This is a genomic window from Ezakiella peruensis (genome assembly GCF_900215725.1).
GTDB classification, from domain to species: domain Bacteria; phylum Bacillota; class Clostridia; order Tissierellales; family Peptoniphilaceae; genus Ezakiella; species Ezakiella peruensis.
This window is the reverse complement of the sequence record NZ_LT962470.1, coordinates 260,726-286,685: the sequence shown is the minus strand read 5'-3', so window position 1 is coordinate 286,685 and position 25,960 is coordinate 260,726. Positions and strand designations below refer to the sequence as shown.

Annotated in this window: 25 protein-coding genes and 1 riboswitch; of the genes, 19 read left to right on the top strand and 6 right to left on the bottom strand. The window is 37.2% G+C overall.

Annotated features, from left to right (window positions below):
* Positions 1-63 precede the first annotated feature (63 nt).
* The 6 genes from CUU59_RS06300 to CUU59_RS06275 are packed head-to-tail and all read left to right on the top strand — an operon-like array spanning position 64 to position 4,862.
* On the top strand, positions 64-1,212 hold the full coding sequence (locus CUU59_RS06300) for a CD0519/CD1768 family membrane protein (RefSeq protein ID WP_099951122.1): 1,149 nt from the start codon (positions 64-66) through the stop codon (positions 1,210-1,212).
* An 8-nt stretch (positions 1,213-1,220) separates the two neighbouring features.
* Positions 1,221-1,628 (top strand): NUDIX hydrolase, encoded by a 408-nt coding sequence (locus tag CUU59_RS06295; RefSeq protein WP_075574770.1) that lies wholly within the window; start codon positions 1,221-1,223, stop codon positions 1,626-1,628.
* A complete protein-coding gene (whiA, locus tag CUU59_RS06290) occupies positions 1,621-2,451 on the top strand; it encodes a DNA-binding protein WhiA (RefSeq protein WP_099951121.1) in 831 nt (276 codons plus the stop codon). The genes CUU59_RS06295 and whiA overlap by 8 nt, the downstream gene beginning before the upstream one ends.
* A 9-nt stretch (positions 2,452-2,460) precedes the next feature.
* Positions 2,461-2,853 carry a GrdX family protein gene (locus CUU59_RS06285; RefSeq protein ID WP_099951120.1) on the top strand — a complete coding sequence of 131 codons (393 nt, stop codon included), beginning with the start codon at positions 2,461-2,463 and terminating at the stop codon, positions 2,851-2,853.
* Entirely contained in the window at positions 2,853-3,983 is a 1,131-nt protein-coding gene (locus CUU59_RS06280) for a class I SAM-dependent RNA methyltransferase (protein ID WP_099951119.1), read from the top strand. The genes CUU59_RS06285 and CUU59_RS06280 overlap by 1 nt, the downstream gene beginning before the upstream one ends.
* A 36-nt stretch (positions 3,984-4,019) precedes the next feature.
* The gene (locus CUU59_RS06275; protein WP_099951118.1) at positions 4,020-4,862 is read left to right on the top strand and encodes a metallophosphoesterase; all 843 of its coding nucleotides are present in this window, start codon (positions 4,020-4,022) and stop codon (positions 4,860-4,862) included.
* A 154-nt stretch (positions 4,863-5,016) separates the two neighbouring features.
* Here the strand turns inward: CUU59_RS06275 and CUU59_RS06270 are convergent, their stop codons facing one another.
* Complete coding sequence (locus CUU59_RS06270) at positions 5,017-6,384, bottom strand: aminopeptidase (protein WP_099951117.1); 1,368 nt, start codon at positions 6,382-6,384, stop codon at positions 5,017-5,019.
* Positions 6,385-6,462: 78 nt separating this feature from the next.
* Here CUU59_RS06270 and CUU59_RS06265 point away from each other — a divergent pair, with 78 nt between their 5' ends.
* Together CUU59_RS06265 and CUU59_RS06260 are read left to right on the top strand one after the other, a co-directional pair.
* Complete coding sequence (locus CUU59_RS06265; protein WP_169922881.1) at positions 6,463-7,710, top strand: dihydroorotase; 1,248 nt, start codon at positions 6,463-6,465, stop codon at positions 7,708-7,710.
* A 1-nt stretch (position 7,711) separates the two neighbouring features.
* On the top strand, positions 7,712-8,818 hold the full coding sequence (locus CUU59_RS06260) for an ATP-NAD kinase family protein (protein ID WP_099951115.1): 1,107 nt from the start codon (positions 7,712-7,714) through the stop codon (positions 8,816-8,818).
* Positions 8,819-9,359: 541 nt separating this feature from the next.
* On the opposite strand, the gene CUU59_RS06255 is transcribed toward CUU59_RS06260, so the two are convergent.
* Positions 9,360-9,977: an S-layer homology domain-containing protein gene (locus tag CUU59_RS06255; protein ID WP_099951114.1), complete on the bottom strand. Its 618-nt coding sequence runs from the start codon at positions 9,975-9,977 to the stop codon at positions 9,360-9,362.
* A gap of 214 nt (positions 9,978-10,191) precedes the next feature.
* On the opposite strand from CUU59_RS06255, the gene CUU59_RS06250 reads away from it, so the two are divergent.
* Positions 10,192-12,231: an S-layer homology domain-containing protein gene (locus CUU59_RS06250; RefSeq protein WP_099951113.1), complete on the top strand. Its 2,040-nt coding sequence runs from the start codon at positions 10,192-10,194 to the stop codon at positions 12,229-12,231.
* 272 nt (positions 12,232-12,503) lie between these two features.
* Here CUU59_RS06250 and CUU59_RS06245 read toward each other — a convergent pair whose 3' ends face one another.
* Together CUU59_RS06245 and mscL are read right to left on the bottom strand one after the other, a co-directional pair.
* Positions 12,504-12,914 carry a flavodoxin gene (locus tag CUU59_RS06245; protein ID WP_099951112.1) on the bottom strand — a complete coding sequence of 137 codons (411 nt, stop codon included), beginning with the start codon at positions 12,912-12,914 and terminating at the stop codon, positions 12,504-12,506.
* Between the two features lie 92 nt (positions 12,915-13,006).
* Positions 13,007-13,441, bottom strand: a complete 435-nt coding sequence (gene mscL, locus CUU59_RS06240) for a large conductance mechanosensitive channel protein MscL (RefSeq protein WP_099951111.1) — start codon at positions 13,439-13,441, stop codon at positions 13,007-13,009.
* Between the two features lie 87 nt (positions 13,442-13,528).
* Here mscL and CUU59_RS06235 point away from each other — a divergent pair, with 87 nt between their 5' ends.
* The 3 genes from CUU59_RS06235 (at position 13,529) to CUU59_RS06225 (ending at position 14,814) form a co-directional block, all read left to right on the top strand.
* Entirely contained in the window at positions 13,529-14,119 is a 591-nt protein-coding gene (locus CUU59_RS06235; protein ID WP_099951110.1) for a ribonuclease H1 domain-containing protein, read from the top strand.
* A 70-nt stretch (positions 14,120-14,189) separates the two neighbouring features.
* Positions 14,190-14,528 carry an AbrB/MazE/SpoVT family DNA-binding domain-containing protein gene (locus tag CUU59_RS06230; RefSeq protein ID WP_099951109.1) on the top strand — a complete coding sequence of 113 codons (339 nt, stop codon included), beginning with the start codon at positions 14,190-14,192 and terminating at the stop codon, positions 14,526-14,528.
* Positions 14,521-14,814: a type II toxin-antitoxin system RelE/ParE family toxin gene (locus tag CUU59_RS06225; RefSeq protein ID WP_099951108.1), complete on the top strand. Its 294-nt coding sequence runs from the start codon at positions 14,521-14,523 to the stop codon at positions 14,812-14,814. Before CUU59_RS06230 ends, CUU59_RS06225 begins: the two co-directional genes overlap by 8 nt.
* A gap of 40 nt (positions 14,815-14,854) precedes the next feature.
* On the opposite strand, the gene CUU59_RS08170 is transcribed toward CUU59_RS06225, so the two are convergent.
* A complete protein-coding gene (locus CUU59_RS08170) occupies positions 14,855-14,995 on the bottom strand; it encodes a hypothetical protein (protein WP_169922880.1) in 141 nt (46 codons plus the stop codon).
* Between the two features lie 110 nt (positions 14,996-15,105).
* On the opposite strand from CUU59_RS08170, the gene CUU59_RS06220 reads away from it, so the two are divergent.
* From CUU59_RS06220 to CUU59_RS06210, 3 genes are read left to right on the top strand one after another with little or no spacing between them, the layout of a single operon-like run.
* Positions 15,106-16,311 (top strand): hypothetical protein, encoded by a 1,206-nt coding sequence (locus tag CUU59_RS06220; RefSeq protein WP_099951107.1) that lies wholly within the window; start codon positions 15,106-15,108, stop codon positions 16,309-16,311.
* Positions 16,301-17,182 carry a diacylglycerol/lipid kinase family protein gene (locus CUU59_RS06215; protein WP_169922879.1) on the top strand — a complete coding sequence of 294 codons (882 nt, stop codon included), beginning with the start codon at positions 16,301-16,303 and terminating at the stop codon, positions 17,180-17,182. The genes CUU59_RS06220 and CUU59_RS06215 overlap by 11 nt, the downstream gene beginning before the upstream one ends.
* Positions 17,183-17,190: 8 nt before the next feature.
* Complete coding sequence (locus tag CUU59_RS06210) at positions 17,191-17,637, top strand: MarR family winged helix-turn-helix transcriptional regulator (RefSeq protein WP_099951105.1); 447 nt, start codon at positions 17,191-17,193, stop codon at positions 17,635-17,637.
* Positions 17,638-17,741: 104 nt separating this feature from the next.
* Here the strand turns inward: CUU59_RS06210 and CUU59_RS06205 are convergent, their stop codons facing one another.
* The gene (locus CUU59_RS06205; RefSeq protein ID WP_099951104.1) at positions 17,742-19,082 is read right to left on the bottom strand and encodes an MATE family efflux transporter; all 1,341 of its coding nucleotides are present in this window, start codon (positions 19,080-19,082) and stop codon (positions 17,742-17,744) included.
* A 287-nt stretch (positions 19,083-19,369) separates the two neighbouring features.
* Positions 19,370-19,462, top strand: a riboswitch (SAM riboswitch).
* 65 nt (positions 19,463-19,527) lie between these two features.
* Here CUU59_RS06205 and CUU59_RS06200 point away from each other — a divergent pair.
* The 4 genes from CUU59_RS06200 (at position 19,528) to CUU59_RS06180 (ending at position 25,413) form a co-directional block, all read left to right on the top strand.
* Positions 19,528-20,535 carry a methionine ABC transporter ATP-binding protein gene (locus CUU59_RS06200; RefSeq protein ID WP_099951215.1) on the top strand — a complete coding sequence of 336 codons (1,008 nt, stop codon included), beginning with the start codon at positions 19,528-19,530 and terminating at the stop codon, positions 20,533-20,535.
* Positions 20,528-21,166: a methionine ABC transporter permease gene (locus tag CUU59_RS06195; RefSeq protein WP_099951103.1), complete on the top strand. Its 639-nt coding sequence runs from the start codon at positions 20,528-20,530 to the stop codon at positions 21,164-21,166. Before CUU59_RS06200 ends, CUU59_RS06195 begins: the two co-directional genes overlap by 8 nt.
* A 206-nt stretch (positions 21,167-21,372) precedes the next feature.
* Positions 21,373-22,176 carry a MetQ/NlpA family ABC transporter substrate-binding protein gene (locus CUU59_RS06190; protein ID WP_099951102.1) on the top strand — a complete coding sequence of 268 codons (804 nt, stop codon included), beginning with the start codon at positions 21,373-21,375 and terminating at the stop codon, positions 22,174-22,176.
* A gap of 1,152 nt (positions 22,177-23,328) precedes the next feature.
* Positions 23,329-25,413, top strand: a complete 2,085-nt coding sequence (locus CUU59_RS06180; protein ID WP_425432819.1) for a Cna B-type domain-containing protein — start codon at positions 23,329-23,331, stop codon at positions 25,411-25,413.
* Positions 25,414-25,960 lie beyond the last annotated feature (547 nt).

Sequence of the window (25,960 nt, the reverse complement as noted above, 5' to 3'; positions counted from 1 at the left end):
TTTTTTATTTGATTGTTTACTTATTTTAATATTAATGATAAAATAATGTCATGAGGTGAAGTTATGGATGAGAAACATAAATTAGTTCCTGCTGTGGGCAGGGAAGTTATTATTTTTATAGTTATTTTTACAACTATATTTGGTTTAATTGGTCACAAGATGGGTGTAATCAATATGATAAACACCATTATGCAATCGTCTTATGCTATGATTATGGACGTATGTTTTTACATTATGGGCGTTGCAGTTATAGCAGGCGCCTTGTCAGGGATACTGGGAGAGTTTGGGGTAATCGCTCTTATTGATAAACTCTTATCCAAATTGATGGGCCCACTTTATGATTTGCCTGGAGCCGCCAGTCTTGGTGTACTTACTTGCTACATGTCAGACAATCCTGCAATATTGTCTTTGGCCAAAGACCAAAACTTTGTCAGATATTTTAAAAATTACCAGCTACCAGCCCTTACAAATATAGGAACTTCCTTTGGTATGGGTTTAATAATTACATCGACCATGATGGGGCTCAAGATTGATGGCTCTATCAAGGCGGCTTTGGTTGGAAATTTGGGTGCAATTATTGGCTCCATTGTGAGTGTTCGCATTATGATGCGTTTTACTAAAGCCTATTATGGAACTGAAGATTCATCCTTGGACTTCAAAGAACTTGAAAATAGGAAACTAAGAGTAGTTAGAGAGGGCAGCGTTGGAGGCAGGGCCATTAATTCTCTCTTAGAAGGAGGGAAAAATGGTGTAGACATGGGTCTAACTATTATTCCAGGCGTTGTAGTTATCTGTTCATTGGTACTCCTGCTTACAAACGGTCCTGGACCAGAAGGTTATACTGGGGCGGCTAATGAAGGCGTGGCATTTTTGCCATGGTTGGGAGAAAAACTATCCTTTATTTTGAATCCGCTCTTTGGTTTCCAAAATCCATCCAGTATTGCTGTGCCTATTACTGCTCTTGGAAGCGCTGGTGCTGCTATGGGACTTGTGCCAGGCCTTATTGAATCCGGTTCAATTACTGCTAATGAAATAGCAGTTTTCACCGCAATTTGCATGTGTTGGAGTGGATATTTATCAACCCACGTTGCAATGATGGATTCACTGGGAGCTAAAGAACTTACAGGTAAGGCGATTATGTCTCACACTATTGGAGGAATTTGCGCAGGTATTGCTGCGAATTTGTTGTATAAATTATTTATGTTATTTTAGGGAGTGTCATGGTTATTTCTTGCGGAGGAGTTGTTATTAATAAAAATAATGAACTCTTGATTTTACAAAAGAAAAACGGCTACTATTGCCTGCCAAAGGGTAGAGTAGAGGAAGGCGAGTCCTGGGAAACGACTGCTTTGCGAGAAGTAAAAGAGGAGACCAACATTGATGCAAGGATTATCAAGTATATAGATACGGTCTATTACAAGATGAATGTTGGCAAGGGCAAGTCCTATCCCAAAAAGGTCAAATGGTATTTGATGGAGGCGACCAGCTTTGATGCCAAACCTCAAAGGAAAGAGGGCTTTGTCCATACGGAATTTATTTCAATGGATGAGGCCAAAAAGCTCTTGGCTTATGAAAACGAAAGGTATATTGTTAGAAAGGCTTTTAAAACTTTAGAGAAAAATGGCTAACTTTACACAGATTGTTAAAAATGAATTATTTACTTATGAGTCTAATAGAAGCGACGAGGACCTGTGCGAGCTAATGGGTTATTTGGCTAGCAAAAATGCCATGGCCCAAAAATCTATCGAGGGCAAATGTGACGAGGAGTATTTGAATCGTATAAAAAATTTTTCTTCGCCAGATGATTTTAAAATAAAGATTGGAGGACCAAGAAAAAACCATGTTTATATTGACTCAATCTTTAAGCTTGGAGATTTTATAAAAAAATCAGACAATCAATTAAAAAGGGCCTTTGTAAGGGGGGCTTTTATTGCCAATGGTTCGGTCAGTGATCCAGATAAGAGCTACCACTTGGAAATTGAATTTAAATATTTAAATGAGGCAGAGTTGGGCCAAGAGCTCATAGAGAGCCTGGGTATAAAATGTGGTTTCACCTTGAGACGAAACAATATAATTCTTTATATAAAAGAGAGAAATGCCATTTCGGATATGCTGACTTTAATGGGAGCTGTGCAAAGTACTTTGGTATTTGAAGACAGCCTGATTTTAAATGCTACCAGAAATGATGTGAATCGTCGGGTAAATTGTGAATCGGCCAACATGACCAAAACTATAGCCGCAGGCTTAAAGCAAATCGAGGCAATAGAGAAGCTCCAAGAAATGGGAGCCTTTGAAGACCTGGATAAAAATTTGTATGATGTCGGGCTTTTGAGACTGGCCAATCCTGATGCCAGTTTGAACGAACTTTCTATACTTATGGGCGGTAGGCTGACAAAGTCGGGTATCAACCATAGACTTAAAAAAATTATAGATCTTGCAGATAAAATTTAAGGAGGATTTATGAAAAGTAAAAATATAATTGTCACCAACAACCCTTATGTGCGTGACAAATTTGAAAATGATTTTAATCTTGTTTATATTGATGATAACAAAACTTATATGGAGGTCCTGACAACCATTAGAGACATGGTTCACAAGGGCTACAAGCTTTTAACCCATCCACTTAGCGGTTCGGTTAAGCCAAATGAAACTCCCTACAAGTCAGTTATGCTTGAAGAGGGCTCAAAGCTTGATTCGGATAGCCTGATGATAATTGAAGGGGCCATTCAAACTATGAAAAAATTTCAAAACAACGAAGCAACACCTAACTGGCCAGAGAGTGTCCACGATGACTTTAGAGTTGTCGACCTATCGCTAATGGAAAATACAGTTTATAGATTGGGGCATTTTTAATGCGCGGACAAATTGTAGATATCTCAACCGATGGCAGGGGTGTAATTAGAGACGGTAAAACAGTTTTTGTAAAAGATGCTCTACCAGGAGATTTGGTGGAGTATTTTTTAGTTAATGAAAAGAAAAATTATGACGAGGCTGAGGTAAAAAAATTTATCCAGTATTCTGATAGGAGAAAATTTACTAAAAATCCACTGGGCTCAGCTTATCCCCTTTATCCTCTTGACGAAGACTATCAGCTAGAATTAAAAAAGAATATGGTGGATTTTAATATCAAGAGAAAAGTTGGTCTAGACATAGATGTAAAAGCTGTGGCTAGCGATGATTACAAGCTAAATAAAATCCGCCTCCATGTTGACGGAGACAAAATCGGTTTGCATTCCAGAGGGACCAACGATATTTACCTGCCAGACCTAGAAATATTGTTTGGCCACAAAGACTTTATAGAAACTCTGCCAAAATTTTTAAAAAACGCGACCTATGTTAGCCTAAGGCAGGCGGACAATGGATTATTTTTGGCGACTGACGGCGAGTATTTTGGAGAGAAAATAGATGGGGTTGAAGATATCAATGGCCACAGGGGAACCTTGCCTATATTAGAAATTGAAGGCATCAAATACGCCCATGACATAGATGGATTTTTTCAAAACTCCAAGTCAGGAGCAGCCCGCGCTTTAAAAATAATCGGCGACCAGGCAAGAGGAGAAGTCCTAGATTTGTACTGTGGAGTTGGCTTTATTTCCCTTTACGTGGGCAAAAACGCTAAGTCTTTAACGGGTGTTGAAATAAATTCATCTGCCATCAACCATGCCAAGGACAACGCCAAGCTAAATGAAATAAAAAATACCAAATTTATTTGCAAAGATACAGCCGATTATATGCGGGCAAACAAAAAAGAATATGACACAATAATTATCGACCCACCAAGGTCCGGCCTCCACAAGGATGTAATTGCAGGCATCAATAAATCCTGCAAAAAAGAACTCGTCTATATGAGCTGTGACCTGGGGACCTTTACTAGAGACCTAAAAATCCTTAAAGACCACTTCAAGGTCGAAGAAATTTATGTAATCGATATGTTCAAGGGTACAAGTGGCGTGGAATGCATAGGTAAGATGAAGAGGAAATAGTCGTAAAGTTGAGTAAAAAATACATTTGGAGATTTGATGAAGAAAAATAACAAGAAAAAATATTTACGACTGGCGGGATTGATTGTATTAATAGTGTTTTTGTTTGCGGCTTTTGATGTACGTTTAAAGACTCGCCATTATACGATTGAGTCGGACAAGATTCATTCGCCTATTAGGCTTGCTCTGGTGACGGACTTGCATTCCTGCAAGTATGGGGAAGGTCAAAAGACTTTGATAAATGCTGTGAATAAGGCAGAGCCGGATATAATGCTTTTGGGTGGGGATATTTTTGATGACAAGATTCCCTATGATAATACAAAGATATTTTTGCAGGCAATTTCAAATAAATATCCGACTTATTATGTAACTGGCAACCACGAATACTGGTCTAGACGGGTAGATGGGATGCTGGATTGGCTAAGAGAGAATGATATAGAAGTTTTGGATGGGAAGACCATGTCTATTAATATTAATGGTCGATCAATTTCTTTGTCTGGTGTCGATGACCCTGATGTGAGAAGATTTACAGACAAGGAGAAAGATTTCTATGACCAGTTGGAGGATCTTGGCGCCAATAAAGACGATGAGCTCTTTACGATTTTGCTTGCCCATAGACCGGCCTTTGTGGATGAGTATTTAAAATATAATTTCGATCTAATTCTGTGCGGCCACGCCCATGGAGGCCAGTGGAGGATTCCATATATCTTAAACGGAGTCTTCGCCCCTGATGAAGGTTGGCTGCCATCTTACGCTGGAGGCTCGTATAATTTTGACCACAGTCAGATGATCGTCAGTCGGGGACTCGCCAGAGAGTCCACTCGCGTGCCCAGGATTTTTAATCGACCTGAGCTGGTAATAATTGAATTAAAGACAAAATAAATTTAGACGGTGAGGTTAATTTTGCACCGTCTTTTTGTTTGGAAAATATTATAAAGGGGAATTTATTTTGCTGAGACTCTAGTAAAAATGAACGCAAATAAAAAATAGCTATAAGCTTGACGCTTATAGCTATTTTAATTTTATTTTTAAATTTTTATCTATCCATAAATACCTTGTAGGCTTTGTAGCACATGTAGGTGTCTACCTTGCTGGCTACTTCGTGTGGGGCGTGCATGCTTAGTAGTCCTGGTCCGCAGTCTACAACTTCTGCGCCGTATTTTGATAACAAGAGGGCAATTGTTCCGCCGCCGCCTTGGTCAACTTTGCCAAGTTCGCCTGTTTGCCATACGATATTTCCTTCGTTGAAGATTGTTCTGACTTCTTGGAGGAATTCTGCGTTGGCGTCATTTGAGCCGCCTTTTCCGCCTGATCCTGTGTATTTTACAAGGGCGATACCGCCTCCAAGGAAGGCTGTGTTCATTTTTTCACAAGTTTCTGCAAAGTCTCCGTCATAAGCAACGCTTACGTCTGAAGATAAAACTTTTGAATTTTTAAGTGCACGTCTAACCTTGAGCTCACAGTAGTCGCCAAGTCTTGCAACAACTTCTGCAACTGCATTTTCAAACATATATGAAGCCATACCTGCGTTGCCCATTGAGCCGATTTCTTCTTTGTCGGCGAAGATGCAAAGGGCAGTCTTGGTTGGGTTTTCAACTTCTAGAATTGCTTGAAGGGAAGTGTAGGCACAGATTCTGTCGTCGTGGCCATAGCCAAGGATCATTGAGCGGTCGAGTCCCATTTCTCTAGCCTTGCCAGCTGGTACAACTTCGAGTTCTGCAACTTTGAAATCTTCTTCTTCAAAATTGTATTTTTCTTTGATTAATTTTAAAATATTTGCTTTAACAGCTTCTTTTTCGTCTTTGCCTTCAACAGGAATGTTGCCTATGATGACATTCATTTGCTCACCTGTCAGAGCTTCTCTGGCTGTCTTTGCCATTTGGTCCTTGGATAGGTGGATTAGAAGGTCTGATACACAGAAAACTGGATCCTTGTCATCGTCCCCAATGTTGATTTCGATTCTGTCGCCGTCTTTATTAAAGAGGACGCCGTGAATTGCTAGAGGAATTGTGCCGTATTGGTATTTTTTAACTCCACCATAATAGTGAGTTTTTAATTTTGCCATTCCGTCTGAATCTTCATAAAGTGGGTTAGCCTTAAGGTCTAAGCGTGGGCTGTCGATATGTGATCCAACTATGTGCAGGCCGTTTTCGATTTGCTCTTTACCGATAACAAACATTAATACAGCCTTGCCCTTTTGGTCTACATAAACCTTGTCGCCAGCCTTTAAGCTGTCAACTTCTTCAATGTTTTTAAAGCCCTTGGCTTCTGCTTGACGAATGATTTCGATGTTGGCAAGTCTTTCTGTTCTTGCAACATTTAAAAAATCAATGTAGCCGTCACAAAAGCTGTGAACTTCTTTTCTTTCTGTTTCATTTAATTTTAACCATGCGTTTTTTGTCATAAGATACCTCCACTTGTTATTATAACATAATTTTAAAAATAATCCACTATGGGTATATGTCCTATAGGAGGTTTTGCAATGCTAATTAAAAATGCTCGTGTAATTGATCCCTTGCAAGGGCTTGATGAAGTTTTAGATATACAAATTTGTGGAAAGACCATCAAGGCCATGGCCAAGGATTTAGATGTTAAAGATGAAAATATATTTGATGCTGATGGACTGATTTTAGCCCCAAGTTTTTTTGACCCTCACACTCACTTGAGAGACTTTGGCGAGGAGAGAAAAGAAACTTTTGAAAGCGGATCTATGGCTGCCCTTTGCGGCGGCTTTACAGACCTTGTTGCAATGGCAAACACTGTGCCGCCGATTGATTCTAAGGAAATGGTGGCCGAGGCAATGGAGAAAGTTAAAAATTTGCCAGTAAATGTCTATATTTCTGCTAATGTTTCCAAGGGGATGAAGGGCAAAGATCTGGTTGATTTTGAAGCCCTAAAGGAAATGGGTGTAATCGGTTTTACTGACGACGGTTTCCCTCTGGCTGATGTAGATTTTATGCGTAAAGCTCTAGAGGCAAGCAAAAATCACGATTTTATTATTAGCTTGCATGAAGAAGATCCAACTTATATTAGTCATCCGGGCTATGATGATACGGCTCCAAGAGAAGCTGAGATTTCTATTATAAAAAGAGATATAGATTTATTAAGAGAGATTGGAGGACATCTACATGTACAACATCTGTCTTCAAAAGAAGGGGTAGAACTAATCAGGCAGGCTAAAAAAGAAGGCTTGTATATTACGACTGAAGTCAATCCAAACCATATTTTCTTTAACAAGGAAGATGTGGAAAAACACGGAACACTTTTAAAGGTCAATCCTCCTATTCGTGAAGAGGCGGACAGGTTGGCACTTATTGAAGGCCTTAGAGATGGAACTATTGACATGATTGGCACTGACCACGCTCCACACACAGAAGCTGACAAAGAACTGGGCAAGTATAAATCAAAATCTGGAGTGACTTCACTAGAGATTGCTTTTTCCATGCTCAATATGAAATTGGTAGATGAATCTGGCTTTGAGATGACGGATTTGATTAAGATTTTGAGCACAAATCCTCGTAAACTTTACAATAAATCTTCAAAGTTAGAAGCAGGACAGAGGGCAAACTTGGTTTTAATCGACCCTGATTACGAGTATTGCTATTCAAATTCTTTTTCCAAATCAAAAAACACCCCACTTTTAGGAACAAAGCTAAAGGGCAAGGTGATGATGACAATCAAGGACGGTTCTGTTAAATATATAGATTTTAAAGTTAAAAAAGGAGATTAAAATGAAAATAGGATTAATTGTAAATCCCTTGGCTGGAATTGGTGGCAGCGCAGGTTTAAAGGGCAGCGATGGTGACAAAATCGTAGAGCTGGCCCTGGAACGCGGGGCAAAGCCTAGGGCCAACGAGAGGGCAAAAACAGTTTTTGAAATATTAAAAAGAGATAATAAATTGCCAGAAATAATTTCAGCACCAGGAGTAATGGGCGGAGACATATTAAAAGAGCTCGGCATAGACCACAGGGAAGTGGGAAGCTTAAGAGACAAAACTTCGGCTGATGACACCATTAGGATCGCCAAGGAAATTATGGATGAGGGCGTTGACCTATTAGTTTTTGCTGGAGGCGACGGGACTGCAAGAAATATTTACGATGCTATTGGTGACAAAATACCGGCCCTTGGCATACCAGCAGGGACCAAGATGCACTCGGCAGTCTTTGCCAATAAACCTGAATCTGCAGCCTTGGTTATTGAGAGATTTTTAAAGGGAGAAGGCTACGAACTTCTCTTGCAAGAGGTAATGGATATTGACGAAGAGGCCTTTAGAAATGAAATTTTAAGTACAAAGCTTTATGGCTATTTAAAAGTCCCCTTTGTAACCGCCCTTGTCCAAGCTTTAAAATCCACCAGGTCTCAAGGCCAACAATCAGACATCGAATCCATCTGTCAATACGCAGTTGACACTATGGAAGAGGATACACTGTATTTGGTGGGAACTGGCTCAACCTTAAAGCCAATTATGGATATCATGGATTTAAATGGGTCCCTCCTCGGAGTTGACGCCGTTTACAATAGGGAACAAATTGGCAAGGATATAGATGAAAAGGAAATTTTAAAACTCCTGGACAAATACGACAAGGCCAAAATTATTATTACAGTTATTGGTGGCCAAGGCTATTTATTTGGCAGAGGCAACCAACAATTCTCACCAGAAGTTCTAAGGAGGGTGGGCAAGGATAACATAATAGTACTTGCCACAAAGACTAAATTAAATTCCGTTGGTGGACCCCTCCTGGTTGATACCGGAGATGTAGAATTAAATGAGGAGCTCAAGGGTTATTATAGGGTTGTGACGGATTATGATTTTTATACGCTTAAAAAAGTGGGATAATTTATTATTAAAATAGCGAATTTTTTCAGTGTTCGACTTTTTTCTCCCTGCGGAGTACCATCTGTACACCTCGGTCGTAAAAAAGTCTCAACCTAAAAAAATTCATCTATTTTTCTTAATAAATCCGTGCAATGTATAGAATTGAGAATATTAAAATCGACATCTTATGAGTGTCGATTTTTTATTGTTAAAAATATGCGTCGTCAAAAAATTTGTCCCGTCCAAATCTCATCAAATTTTCCTGCTAAATTTCGTGCTGTGTTTGAAATAGAGAATTTTAAGATCGGCATCATATGCGTGTCGGTTTTTTAATCGGTCTTGGCGACCATTCTCCTCAGATTGTTGTGCTCAATCGTTTTTCCCTTTGGTCCAACGATTGAACAACAAGTTGCGTGAGTCCTGCGTACCAATTGAGCATCGTTGCCACTCGCTCTCTTGGACAGGGCTGCAAGGATCGCCTCTACAGGGCCCGACTAAAAATATAATAATAAATTATGTAAACAAAAAAGGTCTTGCTCCATTTTAACTTTGCAAGTCCTTTTTAGATGTCAATATTTAATATGTCTTTTAATTTTAGAGTTGAGCCCTTGCACTCGATTGAAAGTGCGTTGAGGATAAGTTTTGAAAGCTCGCCTCGATTTAGCTCTGGGTTTTTGCCCGATTCAATATTTAGGCCGTCACGCAAGCCAAGTGATAGGCTTAGGGGCTCAATCAAATTCCAAGTCTTAGCTTCTTCTTCGTAGCCCAAAATTCGGAGGAGTATTACCTCAACTTCCTTTATGGTTACGTTTTCATTGGCACCAAACTCTTCATCGCTAATTCCCTTAATCAGTTTCTTTTCAACAGCCCAAGCTACATAGGAATAAAAGTAGTCATCTTTTTTTATATCCCTGAATGAAATCTTGTAAGTGGATTTCTTGGCCTTGTCTTCTTCGCTGTAGAGCCGGGAAATAATTATGGGCAAATCCTTGCGTTTGAGATTAGCTTCCAGATGGAGATTTTTTTCATTGTCCCCCTTTATAATGCCGACTTTTTCTAGGCTTCGGGCTTCTTTTTCAAAATATTTACTTGTATCTTTTGAATTGCCTATTGCATAGGAGTTTTGAAATAAAAACATCAAAACAACCAAGACTAGGGCAAAAATTTTTCTGAATTTCATACATACCTTCACTTACTTTATATAATATATGTAAAGTTCAAGCTTTTCAAGGATTTTCAAAAAATTTAATATAAATGTAACATAAAGCCCATAATGTAAAGCAAATGTAATACGAATATCTTGCCTTTTTTAGTGCAATGATGTAAAATATTTATATAAAGTAGAATTACGAATAATCATTAGATTTTGATAATTGTATATTAAGGAGGAAATTATGAGAAAGCTATTATCGATAGTATTAGCTACTTTGATGGTCATATCTTTTTTACCAGTAAACATTGAAGCAGCTAAATTTAAAGATGTTCCAGACAGTGAATGGTATGCACCTTATGTTAACAAGGCAGCATCAGCCGGAGTTATTAAGGGCTACGGAGACGGAACATTCAACCCAAAGGGAAATATTTCTTTTACAGAAATTACAAGTTTACTTGCAAATCTTGTAAACGTTTCAGAGGCCGATCTAAAAGTCGCTAACGCAACTTACGGTAAAGATCTTGACGCTCTATTAAATGTTGTTAAAGCACAAGGAAACCCAGGCATTGACTGGGCCAGACCAGCTATTTTGAAATGCCTATATGCAGGTGTCTATTCAATTACTGGTTTAAAAAATGCAGTTGATGGCAAGATGCTTTTGGATACAAATCCAAAGCTAAGAAGGGCAATGGACAGAACTAGCGTTGCAGGATTTATGGCCAATGCATTAAAATTAGATGGCAAGCAAGCAGTTTCTTTACCATACAAGGACACAAGCAAAATCTCTGTAGATGTTCATTCACGTATCCAAGCTCTGATTGACATTGGAGTTTTGAGCAAAGAAGGGGACGGCACAGGCAATTTTAGGCCAACCGATCCAATTGATAGGGCAAGTATTGCAAAGATGATTACAGTTGCTATGGATTATCTTGAAAAGAATCCAGCTAAGCCAATTACACCACCAGAACCACCAAAACCAGCTACCACTACTATTGAAGGTACTGTTGTAGATGTTACAGAAAATGGTGATGAAGTTATTGCTCTTATAAACATGGGTTCAAAGACTCAATCACTTTTAATTGGCTATGCAACAGAACTTAAGATTGATGGCTCACCAGCTTTATTTGATAAAATTACCAAGGGCATGAAGGGCACTTTCACATACGCTACACAAACTGCCAAGGTTACAAAGGCAACTTTGAAATCGACTGAAGAAATAATCGAAGGTAAGATTTCAGCCATCTTTTCAACTTATAGATTTGAAATTGAATACCAAAGAGGATCAATTCTAAATAATAAAGTTGAACTAGACTTAAGAGATGCTGACATTTATTTAGATGGCTCAAAGGCAAATCTATCCGACCTAGATGTAAATTACGAAGTAAAAATTACCAAACTTGGAGACAAGGTAACAAAGGTTGAAGCAAAACGCGGAGACGCTTATTCAGATGGAACCTTTTATAGATTCGGTTACAGTGAATATGATAAAGAATACTATGTCGATATCTATCCAAACAACAAGAGGGATAGAAGATCTTCAAAACTTGCTACAAATTATATTTATATAAATGGCAAGTCAGTAGATAATAGGGACTTAGTAAGGTCTGGAGATGAATACAAGTATATCGCTAAAGATGCACCTGTTAAATTAAAATTTGATAGGAACAATAGAGTAACTGAAATTACAACTGTTTTTGGTGATGTAAGAAATGGTAAGGTTTCAGGTTATCTATATGAAAGCCCATCAAGAAGTGATAGCAAAATTACACTATCACCATATAAATATAGCAGCAGCTCTAGAAAAGACCTTGTTGATTTAAATCTTGGTAGATATACTGTTGATGTAAAGATTGACGGCTACTCAAAACCAAGCAGCGGAAGAAGCTATTATTATGATATATCAGACCTAAGACGCGACTACTGGGTTACTGTAACCATGAAAGATGGTTATGTAAGTTCCATTGAAGCGGATTCAAAGGGTGATAAGAGATATACTGATATATCTACAGTATATGGAAAAATATATAAAGTTTATTCAAGAGGAAGCTATGTAGATATTGACTTCAGAGATGACAGTGATATAAAATACTTTGATGCAAGCCACTTAGAGTTTACCTATGATAGCAATACAAAATTCTATGATAGGGGATCCTCGATTACACTGTATGAATTTGAGAACAGATATTCTGATGAGAAAGGTCGTGACAAAGAAGTAATACTAGAAGTTGAGAGAAGATCAAGAGACAGTAAGTATTACATCAAAAGCATTGACGTTAGATAATTAAAAGTTATAATTAAACAAGAGCTAGTGATAGCTAGCTAGTAAAACCCAGGAGCTTAAGCTCCTGGGTTTTCTTTGCTTTAAACCATATTAAAATTTAAGATGGACATATATTGTTAATTATAATTGAAAACTGCATATTAAAAGAGACTTATTGATTTAAGTCTCTTTTTTGTTGATGTCAATATAAAAACCAGTAAGAGAATACAATATGTGGTCCAATTTTCCCAATAAAAAACTCGTATTAAAACGAGTTTTGTAAACTTATTAGCTTAGAAGTTTTTGCCGAGTTCCTTGCATTCTTCAAGGGCGTCTGCATCTGGATAGTCGAAAGCTTTTAGTGCTTCTGCAATTTCAACACCATTTTCTTCCATTTCTTTTTGCCAGTTTTCAATCCATTCGCCATCGTTCCATGCGTATGAACCAAAGATTCCAACCTTTTTATCCTTTAAATCATCCATAACTGATTCAAGGAAAGGTCTAAATTCTAGGTCTTCGATTTCTTCGTCGCCTTTTGCAGGGCATCCGAATAGAACTGCGTCTGCGTCTTTTACATCAGCTTCTGATGCGTCGTCAACAGCTAGTAATCTAACTTCTTTGCCAGCTTCTTCTGCGCCGTCTTTAATAGCTTCGGCCATAGCTTCTGTATTGCCTGTTTCTGTGTAATAAATAATTGATAACATAATTTTACCTCCTAAAATTCATATACCCATTAGTTATAGAAATAAACTAATGGGTATTTTTTCATGAAATTTCTTGTGTTCTTTAAGTTCCCTTATTTGCTTAAGTCAGCTGTACAATGTGGACATTTAACAGCGTCGATTGGAATTTCGCATTTGCAGAATGGGCATACCTTTGTAGTTGGAGCTGGAGCTGGTTCTTCTTTTTTGCTTTTGTTAAATGCTTTAACCATCAAGAAGATACAGAAAGCAATTATCAAAAAGTCGATGATGTTTTGGATAAAAGCACCGTATTTAAATAGAGCTGCTCCTGCTTCTTCTGCAGCTGCAAGATTTGCGTAGTTGCCTCCATCAAGGGCAATAAATAGATTTGAGAAATCAACTCCACCCAAGATTAAGCCGATAAGTGGCATTAGTAAGTCATTTACAAGTGATGTAACGATTTTGCCAAAGGCTCCACCCATGATAACACCTACGGCCATGTCCATGACATTGCCTTTTGCAATAAATTCCTTAAATTCTTTGATCATAATAAAAAATCCTCCTTTAGGTACATATACCCCAAATACTTCAAATTATACAGTAATTGTGTTAAAATAAATTTTGGAGGAGATTTTATGAAATACTATGCAATAAAAAATGGCAGGACTCCTGGTATTTATACATCGTGGGATCAAGCCAAGGCTCAGGTGCACGGTTATAAGGGCGCTGTATATAAATCTTTTAAAACGAAAGAAGAAGCCGAAAATTATATGATAGATAATAACACAAAGAATAAAATAATTTCAGCCCATGAGGAAGGAGAAGCTATTGTTTATGTAGACGGCAGTTACTCCAAGGATAAAACTTATTCTTATGGTTATGTAATTATAGACGGAGAAGAAGAGACCAAAGGTTCCAAGAGATTTGATGATCCTATTTATCAGGACTACAGAAATGTTGCGGGCGAAGTTTTGGGGACTATGGCGGCCATAGATAAGGCCACTCAAATGGGCTTTGAGAAAATATATTTGCATTATGACTACACAGGTATTAGGCATTGGGCTCTCAAAGAGTGGAAGGCTAACAACATCCTAACTCAAAGATATAGAGATTATTTCGATACAATAAAAGATAAAATTGAAGTTGTATTTGTAAAGGTCGACGCCCATACAGGCGTAGAATACAATGAGATGGTCGACAAACTCGCCAAGGATGCAAAGATTTAAAATTAATTTTTGTTGTTAGTATTGACATTAAGTTATACATTGTATATACTATAATTAAGAAGGTGATGAAATGAATATAACAATTAAAAAATGGGGAAATTCGCAAGGGGTAATTTTACCAAAGATGGTTTTAGATTCTTTGGGTTTAAGAGTAGATGACGCTATAAAGCTAGAAGTTGAAGATAATAAAATAGTTTTGACTAAAAACATAGACTCAAACTTTGATGATTTTTCTGATTTGATTCTAGAGGATTTAATTAAAAATGGCTACGAGGGTGAAAGATTACTAAAAGAGTTTAGAATGATAAAATCTTCTATGCCAGCAGCTTTAGATGAGTGGAAAGCTGAGCTTATGGAAGAATATAGAGCTGGACAAATGATAGATTATGAGGAATTCTTTAATGACTAAATTAGTTCTATCAAAAGCTAGTCAAAAATTTATTAAAAAAATAAATGACAAGGAATTCAAAAATAGAATAAAGGTCTCTTTAGATAAAATCATGTATGATTATACAGTTGGTAGTAGAAAAAAAGGAGACCTAAAAGGACTTTGGTCATTGGATTTGTTTTATAACAAAACTAATTATGAAATTTGTTATCAGGTTATTCAAAAAGAGGATACCACTATTCTAATTGTAATGATAGGGACTAGAGAGAATTTTTATAAAGAATTAAAAAGATACATTAAAAAATAAGTCACAGAGAATTTGTGGCTTATTTTTGTGCTCAAATATTTTATTTGCCGGTCATATAATATCCGCCGTCATCGTCTCCTTCGTCGTTCGATTTGCCTGCGCCGATTGTCGCTTTTAAAAATTTAATTGCATATCCTGCCAGGCTTAAAATTAAAATTATGCCTATTAATTTTGTGCCCATAATTCACCTCGATTTCATTATGTCACAAGTGACGCCTAAGTGCAAGTTGCTGGTTTGATTTTTTGTTAATTATTTGTTATTATTGTCCTATAGAGATGAGGTTGATTATAGTGAAAAAACGCTTTATTTTATTAATTATTTTTGCCATGCTGTTTACTGGCTGCAGTCAATTGGTTAAGCCCAGAGAGCAAGAAGTTGAGGTCGTGGAGCCTGAGAATCAAGAAGAAGTTTTTATGGGCGATGAGACCATGGACAGGTATGAACGCAAGTATGTAAACGACGCTATTGTTATAGATAGTGATGAGCTTGTAGATTTGGTTGCCGAATTTTGGTCAAGGATTACTCTGGGCGATATGAGCTTTACAAATTATATTTATCTGCCAGAAGAAAAGATGGAGTCACTAAAGGCCATGATGGACACCGAAGACGGCAGGAGGGCAATCTCAAAGATGCTTGCCAAGTCCACTATTGAGGCTGATGGCATAAATGAAGCTGTATTTTTAAAAATAAATATTGACAGCAATGGAAATTGTTTTAAAAATGAAAATATGTCCAACATTGTCTACACTGGCGTAAGCCACAAGTATTTTTATGATATCCTCTCCATCGAGAGCAAGGAACCCAAGACAATTGCGGAGGATTTGATTAAATATATCGAAGATTACAATAACAATTACAAGGCTGTTGATCAAAACGATACTGCTTTTAATTTTGTATATGTAGATGGTAAGCCTATGATTGACGGGGAATTGTTCTTTGCAATGTTTGGACTTTTTGATAAATTGGGACCCAAGCAAGAATACATTACCGACCTTGTAAAGGATGCCTATTATGAAGATGCAGATGGCATGGGCGACATGGATAAAATGTATGAGCATTTTTCAAATGGTGAATACATTTGGATGTATGAGCTTCTTAGAAAGTCGAATCTCCTAGATGTAATTCCATATTCACCAAAAGATTCCATCAGAAAACTCTACAGCCTATCGTCTGATCAAAGGTCAGATTTTATGGCTGAGATGAGGCGGTTGCCAAAACCTATCTTAAGATTTGTAAAAAAGAATAACAAGGATACCTTGGTTGCAGTTTATTTCTACAAGGATATGTATGGAGAATTTCCAACAGGCAATATAGTTGATGATTATTTTGAAATGTCAACCATAAAAAATTTTGATGGTGTGGTCATAGATAACGTTGTCAAAAATCTTCTCCTGGTCCAGGATATAAATGTGGATATATTTGATGGATCTGAAGTCCAAGAAGATGCGCAAGAAGATACAAAAGAAGATGAAAATGGTGGCACGGATGAGAATTAGATTTATAATTAACCCATCCAGCGGCCGAGAAAAAAGCCGGGAGACCATGATTGCGGTTTCCAAATTTCTTTTGGAGGACGGCCATGAGATATCTGCCAGATACACCAGCAAAAAAGATGACGCTTGTCTTTTTGCAATCGAGGCGGTGAGAGACGAAGTTGACAGAATTGTTGTAATCGGCGGAGACGGCACTGTAAATGAGGTTGTGGCTGGCATTGTTAGCCAGCAGTCCAAGATTCCACTGACTATAATACCTTGCGGCACGACCAATGACTTTGCAAAATATATGAATCTTTGTAAGTCCAATTACGACACCTACGAATCCATAGTCGGCGATAATTTCAAGGACATAGATGTAGGCGTCTGCAATAATAAATATTTTATTAATGTGGGAGCTGTGGGAATTTTAACAGATGTTGCCCACAAGACACCAAAGTCATTAAAATCAGTTTTTGGCAGGAGCGCTTATGTTTTAAAGGCCATATCAGAAATAAACCCAGAAAATCTAAAGCCAATGAATATGACCATTGAATCGGAAGAATTTTCTGAGGAAATCAAAGCCTATTTGTTTTTGATAGCAAATTCACAAAGCATTGGTGGCTTTGATAAGATGGCACCGCTTGCAAGTGTTTCGGACGGCAAGCTGGATTGTATTATTATTAAGGATATGCCAATAGTTGATTTAATATCATGTTTTATGAAGATAAGAGAGGGAGAGCACATTAATCACGACGGCGTTGTTTACTTCCAAAGTTCAGATGTAAAATTACAATGCGACCAGGAGGTTGAACTAGATGTTGACGGAGAATATTTTGGCGACTTGCCAGCACATTTTTCCGTTTGCAAAGAAGCCCTTAGGGTAACATTATAGGAGTAGTTATGAAAGACAAAAAATTCAACGATGATATTATAGAAATAGAAGAATATATTAGGTATTTAGACTGGAAAATTAGACTAAAAGGTAGGACCATTCTGGCTAATGAGGACATAACTTCCTTGCAGTTTTATGCTCTGCAAATGATTAAGTACCAAAATGGCAAGGCTACTCCAAAGTATTTGACCAATCTTTTAAAGATTGCCCCATCCACCATTTCAGATATGATTAGAAAGATGGAGGTTGCAGGTTATATCAAAAAAGAAGTTACAGAATATGACAAACGTTCTTTTTATATTGATGTTACAAACAAGGGTAACAAGGTCATAGATGATGTTATTGAGGAGAGGCACAAGTTTTTGCAAAAGTGTTTGGCCGATGAAAATGACCAAGAGATTGAAAAAATGAGGGAAGGCCTCAAGCACCTCTACGAAGTTCTAAAAAAACAATAGAAAGATTTAACTCCCAGAAAAATCTGGGAGCTTTTTATTGGTAAAAATAAATAATTTTTTGTAAACAAAAATCCAAGGACATTTAATATCCTTGGATAATAATTTTAGATTTCAATTTTAATCCAGCGTTTGGATTTAAATCTCAAAGAGTTAAATACAAATCTGGAGAATTGGTCTGAGAAAACGCCAATCCAAATTCCCGTTAGGCCTAGATTAAAGACCTGGACTAGTACATAGGTAACTGCAGTCCTAATAATGGTGACACTGATAATGGAACTTAAGAGCGTGTACTTGACGTCACCAGCCGCCCTCAGGACCCCGCCGTAAATAATTTGTGAGATTTGCAAGAGGACTATGACTATGATGAATTTTATAATCAAGAGTCCGTACTCAATGATATGCGGTTCATCAAAGAAGAGCCCATAGAGCTTGTCGCCAAAGGCGAATAATAATATTGAAAGCAAAATCGAAATGCCTAAGCCTATTTTTTGACAGGCGTGGCCATACATAATTGCTTCGTCAGGTTTTTTGGCTCCCAGAGCTTGTCCTGAAAGCGAAACTGCAGCCACCTGCATGCCGTCAGCAAAGGCAAAGCCTAAACTCAAAAACTGCATGCCAACATTGTGGGCGGCGAATTGCTCTGTGCCCAGACTTGCGGCCAGCATTGCCGTGGTTAAAAACCCAACCCTCATGGCAAGGTTTTCTACCAGTAGATTTGAGCCCAAAAGGGAAATACTTTTAAGAGCGTATTTGCTTGGCTTTATTTTGTTATTAATAATAAAGGGAATACTTACATAACTATTTTCCTTAAAGAGCGAGCGAATTGACATTAAAGCTGCCACAAAAGCACCTATAACTGTAGCTATTGCCGCCCCTCTGATGCCGAGCGCTGGAAAACCAAGACGACCTTTGATGAGCAAAAAGTTAAAAGTAATATTTACTATGGTCGAAACAAAGTTGGTGGTAAAAGCGATTTTTGTATTGCCGCTCCCGCGTTGGGCGGAGTTTATTGTAATGCTAATTGTATTAAAAATACAAAAGCCCATAATAATCAAAAAGTATTCGTGGGCAATCTGGTGGGTATCGGCATTTGATCCAGCGATTCTCAAAATTGGATCGGCCCATACGCACATAACAGTTGTAATAATAACCGTCAAAATCATAACAACTTTAAAGGCAGTTACTAAAATCTGATTGGCACCCTCTTTATTCTCTTGTCCCTTTCGCCTGGCGACTAGGGCAGAGACGGCTATAGAAATAGAAAAAAATACAGCCATGCCAATAAATTTTGGCTGGTTTGTTAGACCAACAGCTGCAATAGCCGCAGGGCCCAGGGCAGAAACCATAAGCGTATCAATCATCCCGGCCAGTGAGAGGAAAAAACTCTCCAGTACAGAAGGCCATGCCATCTTTAAAGCTTGTTTATAAAAACTTTTCTTATTCAATTAATCATCTCCAGTCCATATATTTAAAAATTTCATTCGAATTTCGTATAAGAACTATTGTATCATAATTAAAATAAACTTGCAAAGAAGATTTTTATATATAAAACATAAATTGGATAATATTTTTTTATTATAACTATGCCCATAAGCTGGGTATCTAAATGGCAAGACTAAATATAATTGGAATATCAAAAATATTTTCTGAAAAAATTTAAAATTTTTTCTATTAGTGATTAAAATCACTTGACAGAAGATAAAATTTAATATATGATAGTGTACAAATCAAATATTCATCGAGAGAGGTGGAGGGACTGGCCCTATGAAACCCGGCAACCTATTTAATTAGGTGCTAATTCCAGCGGATAACCGAGAGATGAGTCAGATTAGTGCGATCGCTATTTTTTTAAACCCTCTCGAGAGGGTTTTTTGTTTTATGAGGGGAAAAATGATTAAGGTAAGTAATTTAAAAAAAGTTTATAAAATCGACGGTAAAAATTTTAACGCCGTGGATGATGTGAGCTTTGAAGTCGACAGAGGAGAAATATTTGGAATAATTGGCCTAAGCGGAGCCGGCAAGTCAACTGTTATTAGGTGTATCAACAGACTAGACGAACCGACCGATGGCAAAATCGAAATCGATGGAGTCGAGATGACTGGTCTTAAGCAAAAAGAACTCTTGTCCAAGAGAAAAGATATAGCCATGATCTTCCAACATTTCAATTTATTTAACCAAATGACAGTTTTTGAAAACGTGGCCTATCCACTTAAGCTAGCCAAGTGGACCAAGGCGGATATAGAAAAAAGAGTAGACGAGATGCTGGACTTTGTAGAATTAAAAAATAGAAAAAATTCTTATCCAGCAGAATTATCCGGCGGACAAAAGCAAAGAGTTGCAATTGCCAGGGCCCTGGCCACCAATCCCAAGATACTCTTGAGTGACGAAGCAACTTCAGCCCTTGACCCAAGTACGACCAAGGACATTTGCGACCTGATCAAACGCTCAGCCAAAGTCTACGGAACCACAGTAATAATTATCACCCACCAAATGGAAGTGGCCAAGGATATTTGCAATCGTATAGCTGTAATGGAAAACGGCAAAATCATAGAAGAAAACGAAGCCGAAGAGCTCTTTAGGAATCCACGGGAAAAAGTTACCCGTGCATTCATTGAAGCAATTCCAATTTCTGAGGAGGCCAAGTACCACGACTATGAGAGCAAGGGCAGATTGGTCAGGCTGACTTACGATGGAGCGACTGCCGATACACCAATCATATCCCAAATTTCCAAGGACTTTGATGTCAAGATAAATATTTTATCTGGAAATATCAACAAGCTTGTGGACACCAGCGTGGGCTACTTGATAGTAGAATTTATTGGCGAAGATGCAGAGATTGATAGGACTCTTAAGTATTGTAAGGATGGAGGAATTAATTTGGAGGTGCTAAATGTTTGATATATTAAAACAAGCCACATGGGAAACACTCGCCATGGTGACAGTATCATCGTTTTTTGCAGTTCTAATCGGCCTACCAATCGGACTAGTCCTCTTTGCCACAAAGAAAGATTCCATAGCAGAAAACAAAGCACTTTATAAAATTTTAGATATAATAATAAATATTTTTAGATCAATGCCCTTCGTCATCTTGATGATCGTGGTCTTTCCGCTGGCAAAGCTAATTGTTGGTAAAAAAATCGGCATGGTCGCAGCCATGGTTCCACTGTCAGTTGCAGCTGCACCCTTTGTAGCTCGTATGATGGAAAATGTATTTTCAGAAATCGACAAGGGCATAATCGAAGCTCTCAAAAGTATGGGGGCGACCAATTTTCAAATACTAAAAGTTGTTTTAAAGGAGAGTAAACCCGGCGTAATCGACGCCGTAACAATGACCATTATAAATTTGATTGGCTACTCTGCAATGGCAGGCGCCCTTGGCGGTGGAGGCCTGGGAGACATAGCCATCAGATACGGTTGGAACATGAACCAAACCGACATGCTTATGGCCGCAGTAGTAATAATAGTAATAATAGTACAAATAGTTCAACGCCTAGGCACCAACCTAGCAGAAAAATCAAACAAAAAATAAATTGTCTAAAGCGAGGCTAAAGTAATTTTTCACGTAATATGCTATCCAAGAAGGAAAAATCTAGCGAAGCGTGTAGGGTCAACTTTATGTGGACCGAATTTTTCCTGATTGTGTACAACAATCTGATGAGAATAGTCGCCACCGCCTCGCGGAAATAAATGACAATCGGTTATTTAAAAACAATTAAAAAAATTAGGAGGAATAAAATGAAAAAAACATTAACTATTTTTATAATCGCAATCGCACTCGCATTCACATTCGTAGGATGCAAAAAAGAAAGCGGAGACCTAACCAAAATTAAAGTTGGAGTATCTCCAGTACCACACGCAGAAATCGTAGAAGCACTCAAAGACGAATTCAAAGCCCAAGGCCTAGATGTAAAAGTAGTAACATTCACAGACTATGTACAACCAAACATCGCTCTAGCAGAAGGCGACCTAGACCTAAACTACTTCCAACACGAACCATATCTAAAAGAATTCTGTGCATCCAGAAATCTTGACCTTGCAAATATCGGCGCCATCCACCTAGAACCAATGGGATTCTATGCAAAAAATTATAAATCAGTTGATGAATTTAAGGACGGAGACGAAATTGTAATTCCAAACGACCCATCAAACGGAGCACGTGCCTTGAGACTCTTGGAAGACGCAGGACTTATCAAACTATCTGACTATAATTCAGAAAGCATTACAGAAAAAGATATAGTTGAAAATCCAAAGAATTTAAAAATAACAGCAGTTGATGCAGCCACAGTTGCCAAGGCTTACGAAGACGTTGCAGGCGGAGTTATTAACTCCAACTACGCACTTGGCGTTGGCCTAAACCCAAAGACCGACCCAATCTTTGTTGAAACAACTGAAGGCAATCCAAATGCAAATATCATTGCAGCGAGAACTGCTGACAAAGACAATGAAGCTTACAAAAAATTCGTCCAAGTCTTAAAATCAGATAAGGCCAAAGAATTTATAAATGAAAAATACGACGGATCAGTAATCCCAGTAGAATAAAATAAAGAATTAATCGAAGGCGCCGCAAGGCGTCTTTTTTGTTAAAATAATCCGAGGAAAATTTCGGCCAAACCGATTATCAATCTGAAAAAATTGTGTAATGTATAATTTATAAAAAATTTATAAAAACAAATTTTAAGTGCAACGGGTAGCGGCCGATTTATCTTGGCCAAAAAATTTGTTTTCTACTATATGTAAATTATAATTAAAAAATTTTTACAAAATTTTTTATGTGGCTTATCAGGGGTCTTTTTTTTTTTTTTTTTACAAACCACTATATATTGTTGGTATATAAAAATTAGTGCAGGGCAACTTGCGATTTTAAACTTGACAATAAACATAATAGATGTATAATATGGTCAATATAGATGTTAATGACCTATATTAGAAATTTTTAAAAGAAAGGAGGTGAAAATAGTGAAAAAAAGAGTTACAATAATTTTTTTAACTTTGCTTTTTACTATTCTAGCATTTGGTAAAGTTGACCTATACGCAGAAACAACAGATGAAGGAACAAACTTGGAGGAAAGTGCTCTAAGCGATCCAGCATCAGAAACAAATGAAGAGCTAGAGGAAGCACCTCAAGAAGAAATAAAAGAAGAAGTAGAAGAAAATAAAGAACAAACAAATAAAGAGGAAGTGCCTCAAAGAGAAGAAAAAGTTGAAGATAAAACTGAAAACGAAACTGAAAATGAAGCTGGAAATGAAACTGAAGATCAAGTAAAAGAAAAATCTCAAGATCAACAAACAGTTTCTGATGCAAAAGAAAGCACTGTTGGTCAAGAAAGCAAAGAAGAAGAAATTACAAAAGACCAAGAAAATCTTGAAGAAAATTCCGAAGAAAAAACTGAAGTTGAAACAGAAACTGAAGAAAAAGTGGAAGTTGAAGAAAAAACCGAAAACGAAGACGAAGAAACACCTGAAGATTCAGAAGAGGCTAAGGATTCAGAAAATGAAGAAAAAGCTGATGAAGAAGTCGAAGAAAAAACTGACTTAGATATTAGTGAAGAGAAAAGCTTTGAACAATTATCAGAAGGCGGAGCACCTGACACCCTATATATTAATGGAGTAGATGGTAGCGATGACAACGATGGATCCAGCCCTGAAAATGCATTTAAGACTTTCGATAAGGCAAAAAGCCGTATTACCGATATGATTAAAAATATTGTTGTAACTGGTACTATTTCTGTAGAAGGTGAAGTCAGTCTTGATGGTAAGAATGTTAAGCTGATTCGCTCTAAAGACTTTAATGGTTATTTGCTAAAAGTAGAAAATGGTAAGACAGCTACTCTTAAAAACATTATCATTGACGGAAATTCAAAAAATAAAAATATCGAGAGTTCATTGGTTTATGTTGAGGGCGGCACTTTAAATATCAAAGACGGAGCTATTTTAAGAAATAATGATATCAGACCTGATCCTAGACTGAATCCAACTCATGGTGGTGCCATTAGAGCTAAAGATTCCACAGTCAATATGACTGGAGGAATCATTGAAAACAACCAAGCAACTTATGGTGGTGGAATTCAACTCTATAATTCAACCATGTTTTTCACAGGTGGTACAGTTCAAAAAAATAGATCAGACCGAGTATATGATAAACCATACAATCAATACTATTCTGCTGGTGCTGGCATTATCCTCAGAGAAGGATCCGAATTGCATATGTCTGGTAATGCCAAAGTATTAAATAACTTTGCGGCAGAAATTGGCGGCGGTATATCCATTGGCTCCAACAACCCTGAAAAAGGAAGTACTTTATATATGGATGGTGGCATAGTCGACGGCAATACTGCAGGATCTTCCGGCGGTGGTATTTTTATTCAGGCCAAATATTTTTCCGGCAGTCAAGGAAGAGCCATTATTACAGCTGGAAAGATTACTAATAATAAAATGGACGGCACTGGAAAAACAAATATGGCTTTTGGCGGCGCTGGAATTTATGTTAATGGTGCCACAGAAGAATATGGTGCCAATGGTGAATTATACATTAAAAATGTTTTAATCACCGACAATGAATCCGAATGGGAAGGAGCTGGACTAGCCAGCTGCCCAATCTCTAAAACTACCATTCATGTTAACAATGGAGTAGCTTTTAATAATAACCAAGCTGGAAAGCCAGGAAATGATGTGTTTATTTATTCCAATAAAGACTATGGTGCTCATAGTGGAAATGCAGAATATAAATTATCCAAGCGTATGCTTGGCGGTGGTCTATTTAATTGGACTACACCAGATGGCAAAGCCTTAGCAGATGATAAACACCAAGGTACATTATTAATACCTGAAGGATCAAAAGATGCAAAATTTGCTGTTAATTCCAATCCAGAGGACATTAAACTTGCAAAGGCTTTAGCCAAGGTTATTATCTCTGGCAACGTTTCTGCAACACGCGGTGGCGGCATTGGTAGTAACGGAACTATTGTTATAGGAACTGACGATGATAAGACTGAAATAGATGTCGAAAAAAGATGGGATGATAACGACAATGTCTACAATAAACGTCCAGATACAATCGAAATTCAACTTTTAGCTAAAATTGGCGAAGAAGAATATCTTGTAGAAACTAAAGAAGTAAAAGCTAAAGAAGACTGGAAAGCTTATTTTAAAGATCTTCCTACACTATTTGAAGGTGCAAGTGTAAGCTACACTATCAAAGAAAAAGCTGTAGGCGGTTATAATTCTGAAATAACTGGCAATCCAAAAGATGGATTTATCATTACAAACAAGATTATTCCACCAGAAACTCCACCAGAAGAACCAAAAACTCATATCAGTGTTAATAAGGTTTGGGAAGCTCTTGGTGAAACAGCTTCAATTCGCGTCGAACTCTATGTAAACGGAGAAGCCACAGGCAGATATCTAACATTAAGTGAATCAAATGGATGGACTGCGACCTTCTATGACCTTGATGAATACGATCAACTTGGCAACAGATACGTTTACACAGTAAGAGAAGTTGGAGATGCAAATGGAATCTACAAANCCTACGCAGGTAACATGGACAAGGGATTTACAATTACAAACAAGGAAATCCCACCAGAAGAACCAGAAGAACCAGAAGAACCAGAAACTCCAGAACCAGAAGAACCTGAAGAAACAGAAACACCTGAAGACGAAGGTGGCGGAAAGAATATTATTCCAAAGACTGGAGTAAAGACAGATTTAAAATCAATTTACTTGAGCTTGATTGCCTTAATAGCTTTGGTAATTTTGAGAAAAAAGAAATATAGTTAAAGACCTAAATCAAATTTAAAATAAAAGTGTGCGAATGTTTTAAATTTGATTAGCTTAAAACTGTTTTTATGAAATGACCTCCGAGCAAGTGCGAATGCCTGGGGGTTATTTTTATTTGTAAAGAAAGAAAAATTGATAATCGGCCTCTAAATGAAAAAATATTTTATTGTTAAAACACAAGGATAAATTAGTTTAAAAAATTTTATGCGATTCAATATTTAACATAGAAATTATAAATAGAATATTGTTAACATTGTTTTATAAAAATCAGAATTAATTTTGTTTTATTGAAAAAATTATAATTAAAATAATTAATATTAAAATTATTAAAAAATTGAAAATAATATAAAAAAATAAAATGATTCATAAAAATACTATATACTGAGAAAAAATGCGGGGGGGGGGGGGTAGAAACTATACTACATATTGTTGGCCGATATAAAGCATTGTAAAATAAATAGTAGATATTAGCTTGAAATTTAAATATAAACAGATATAATATAAGTATGTATAACCATTGCTTTATGGTTGTATAAATATAATAACG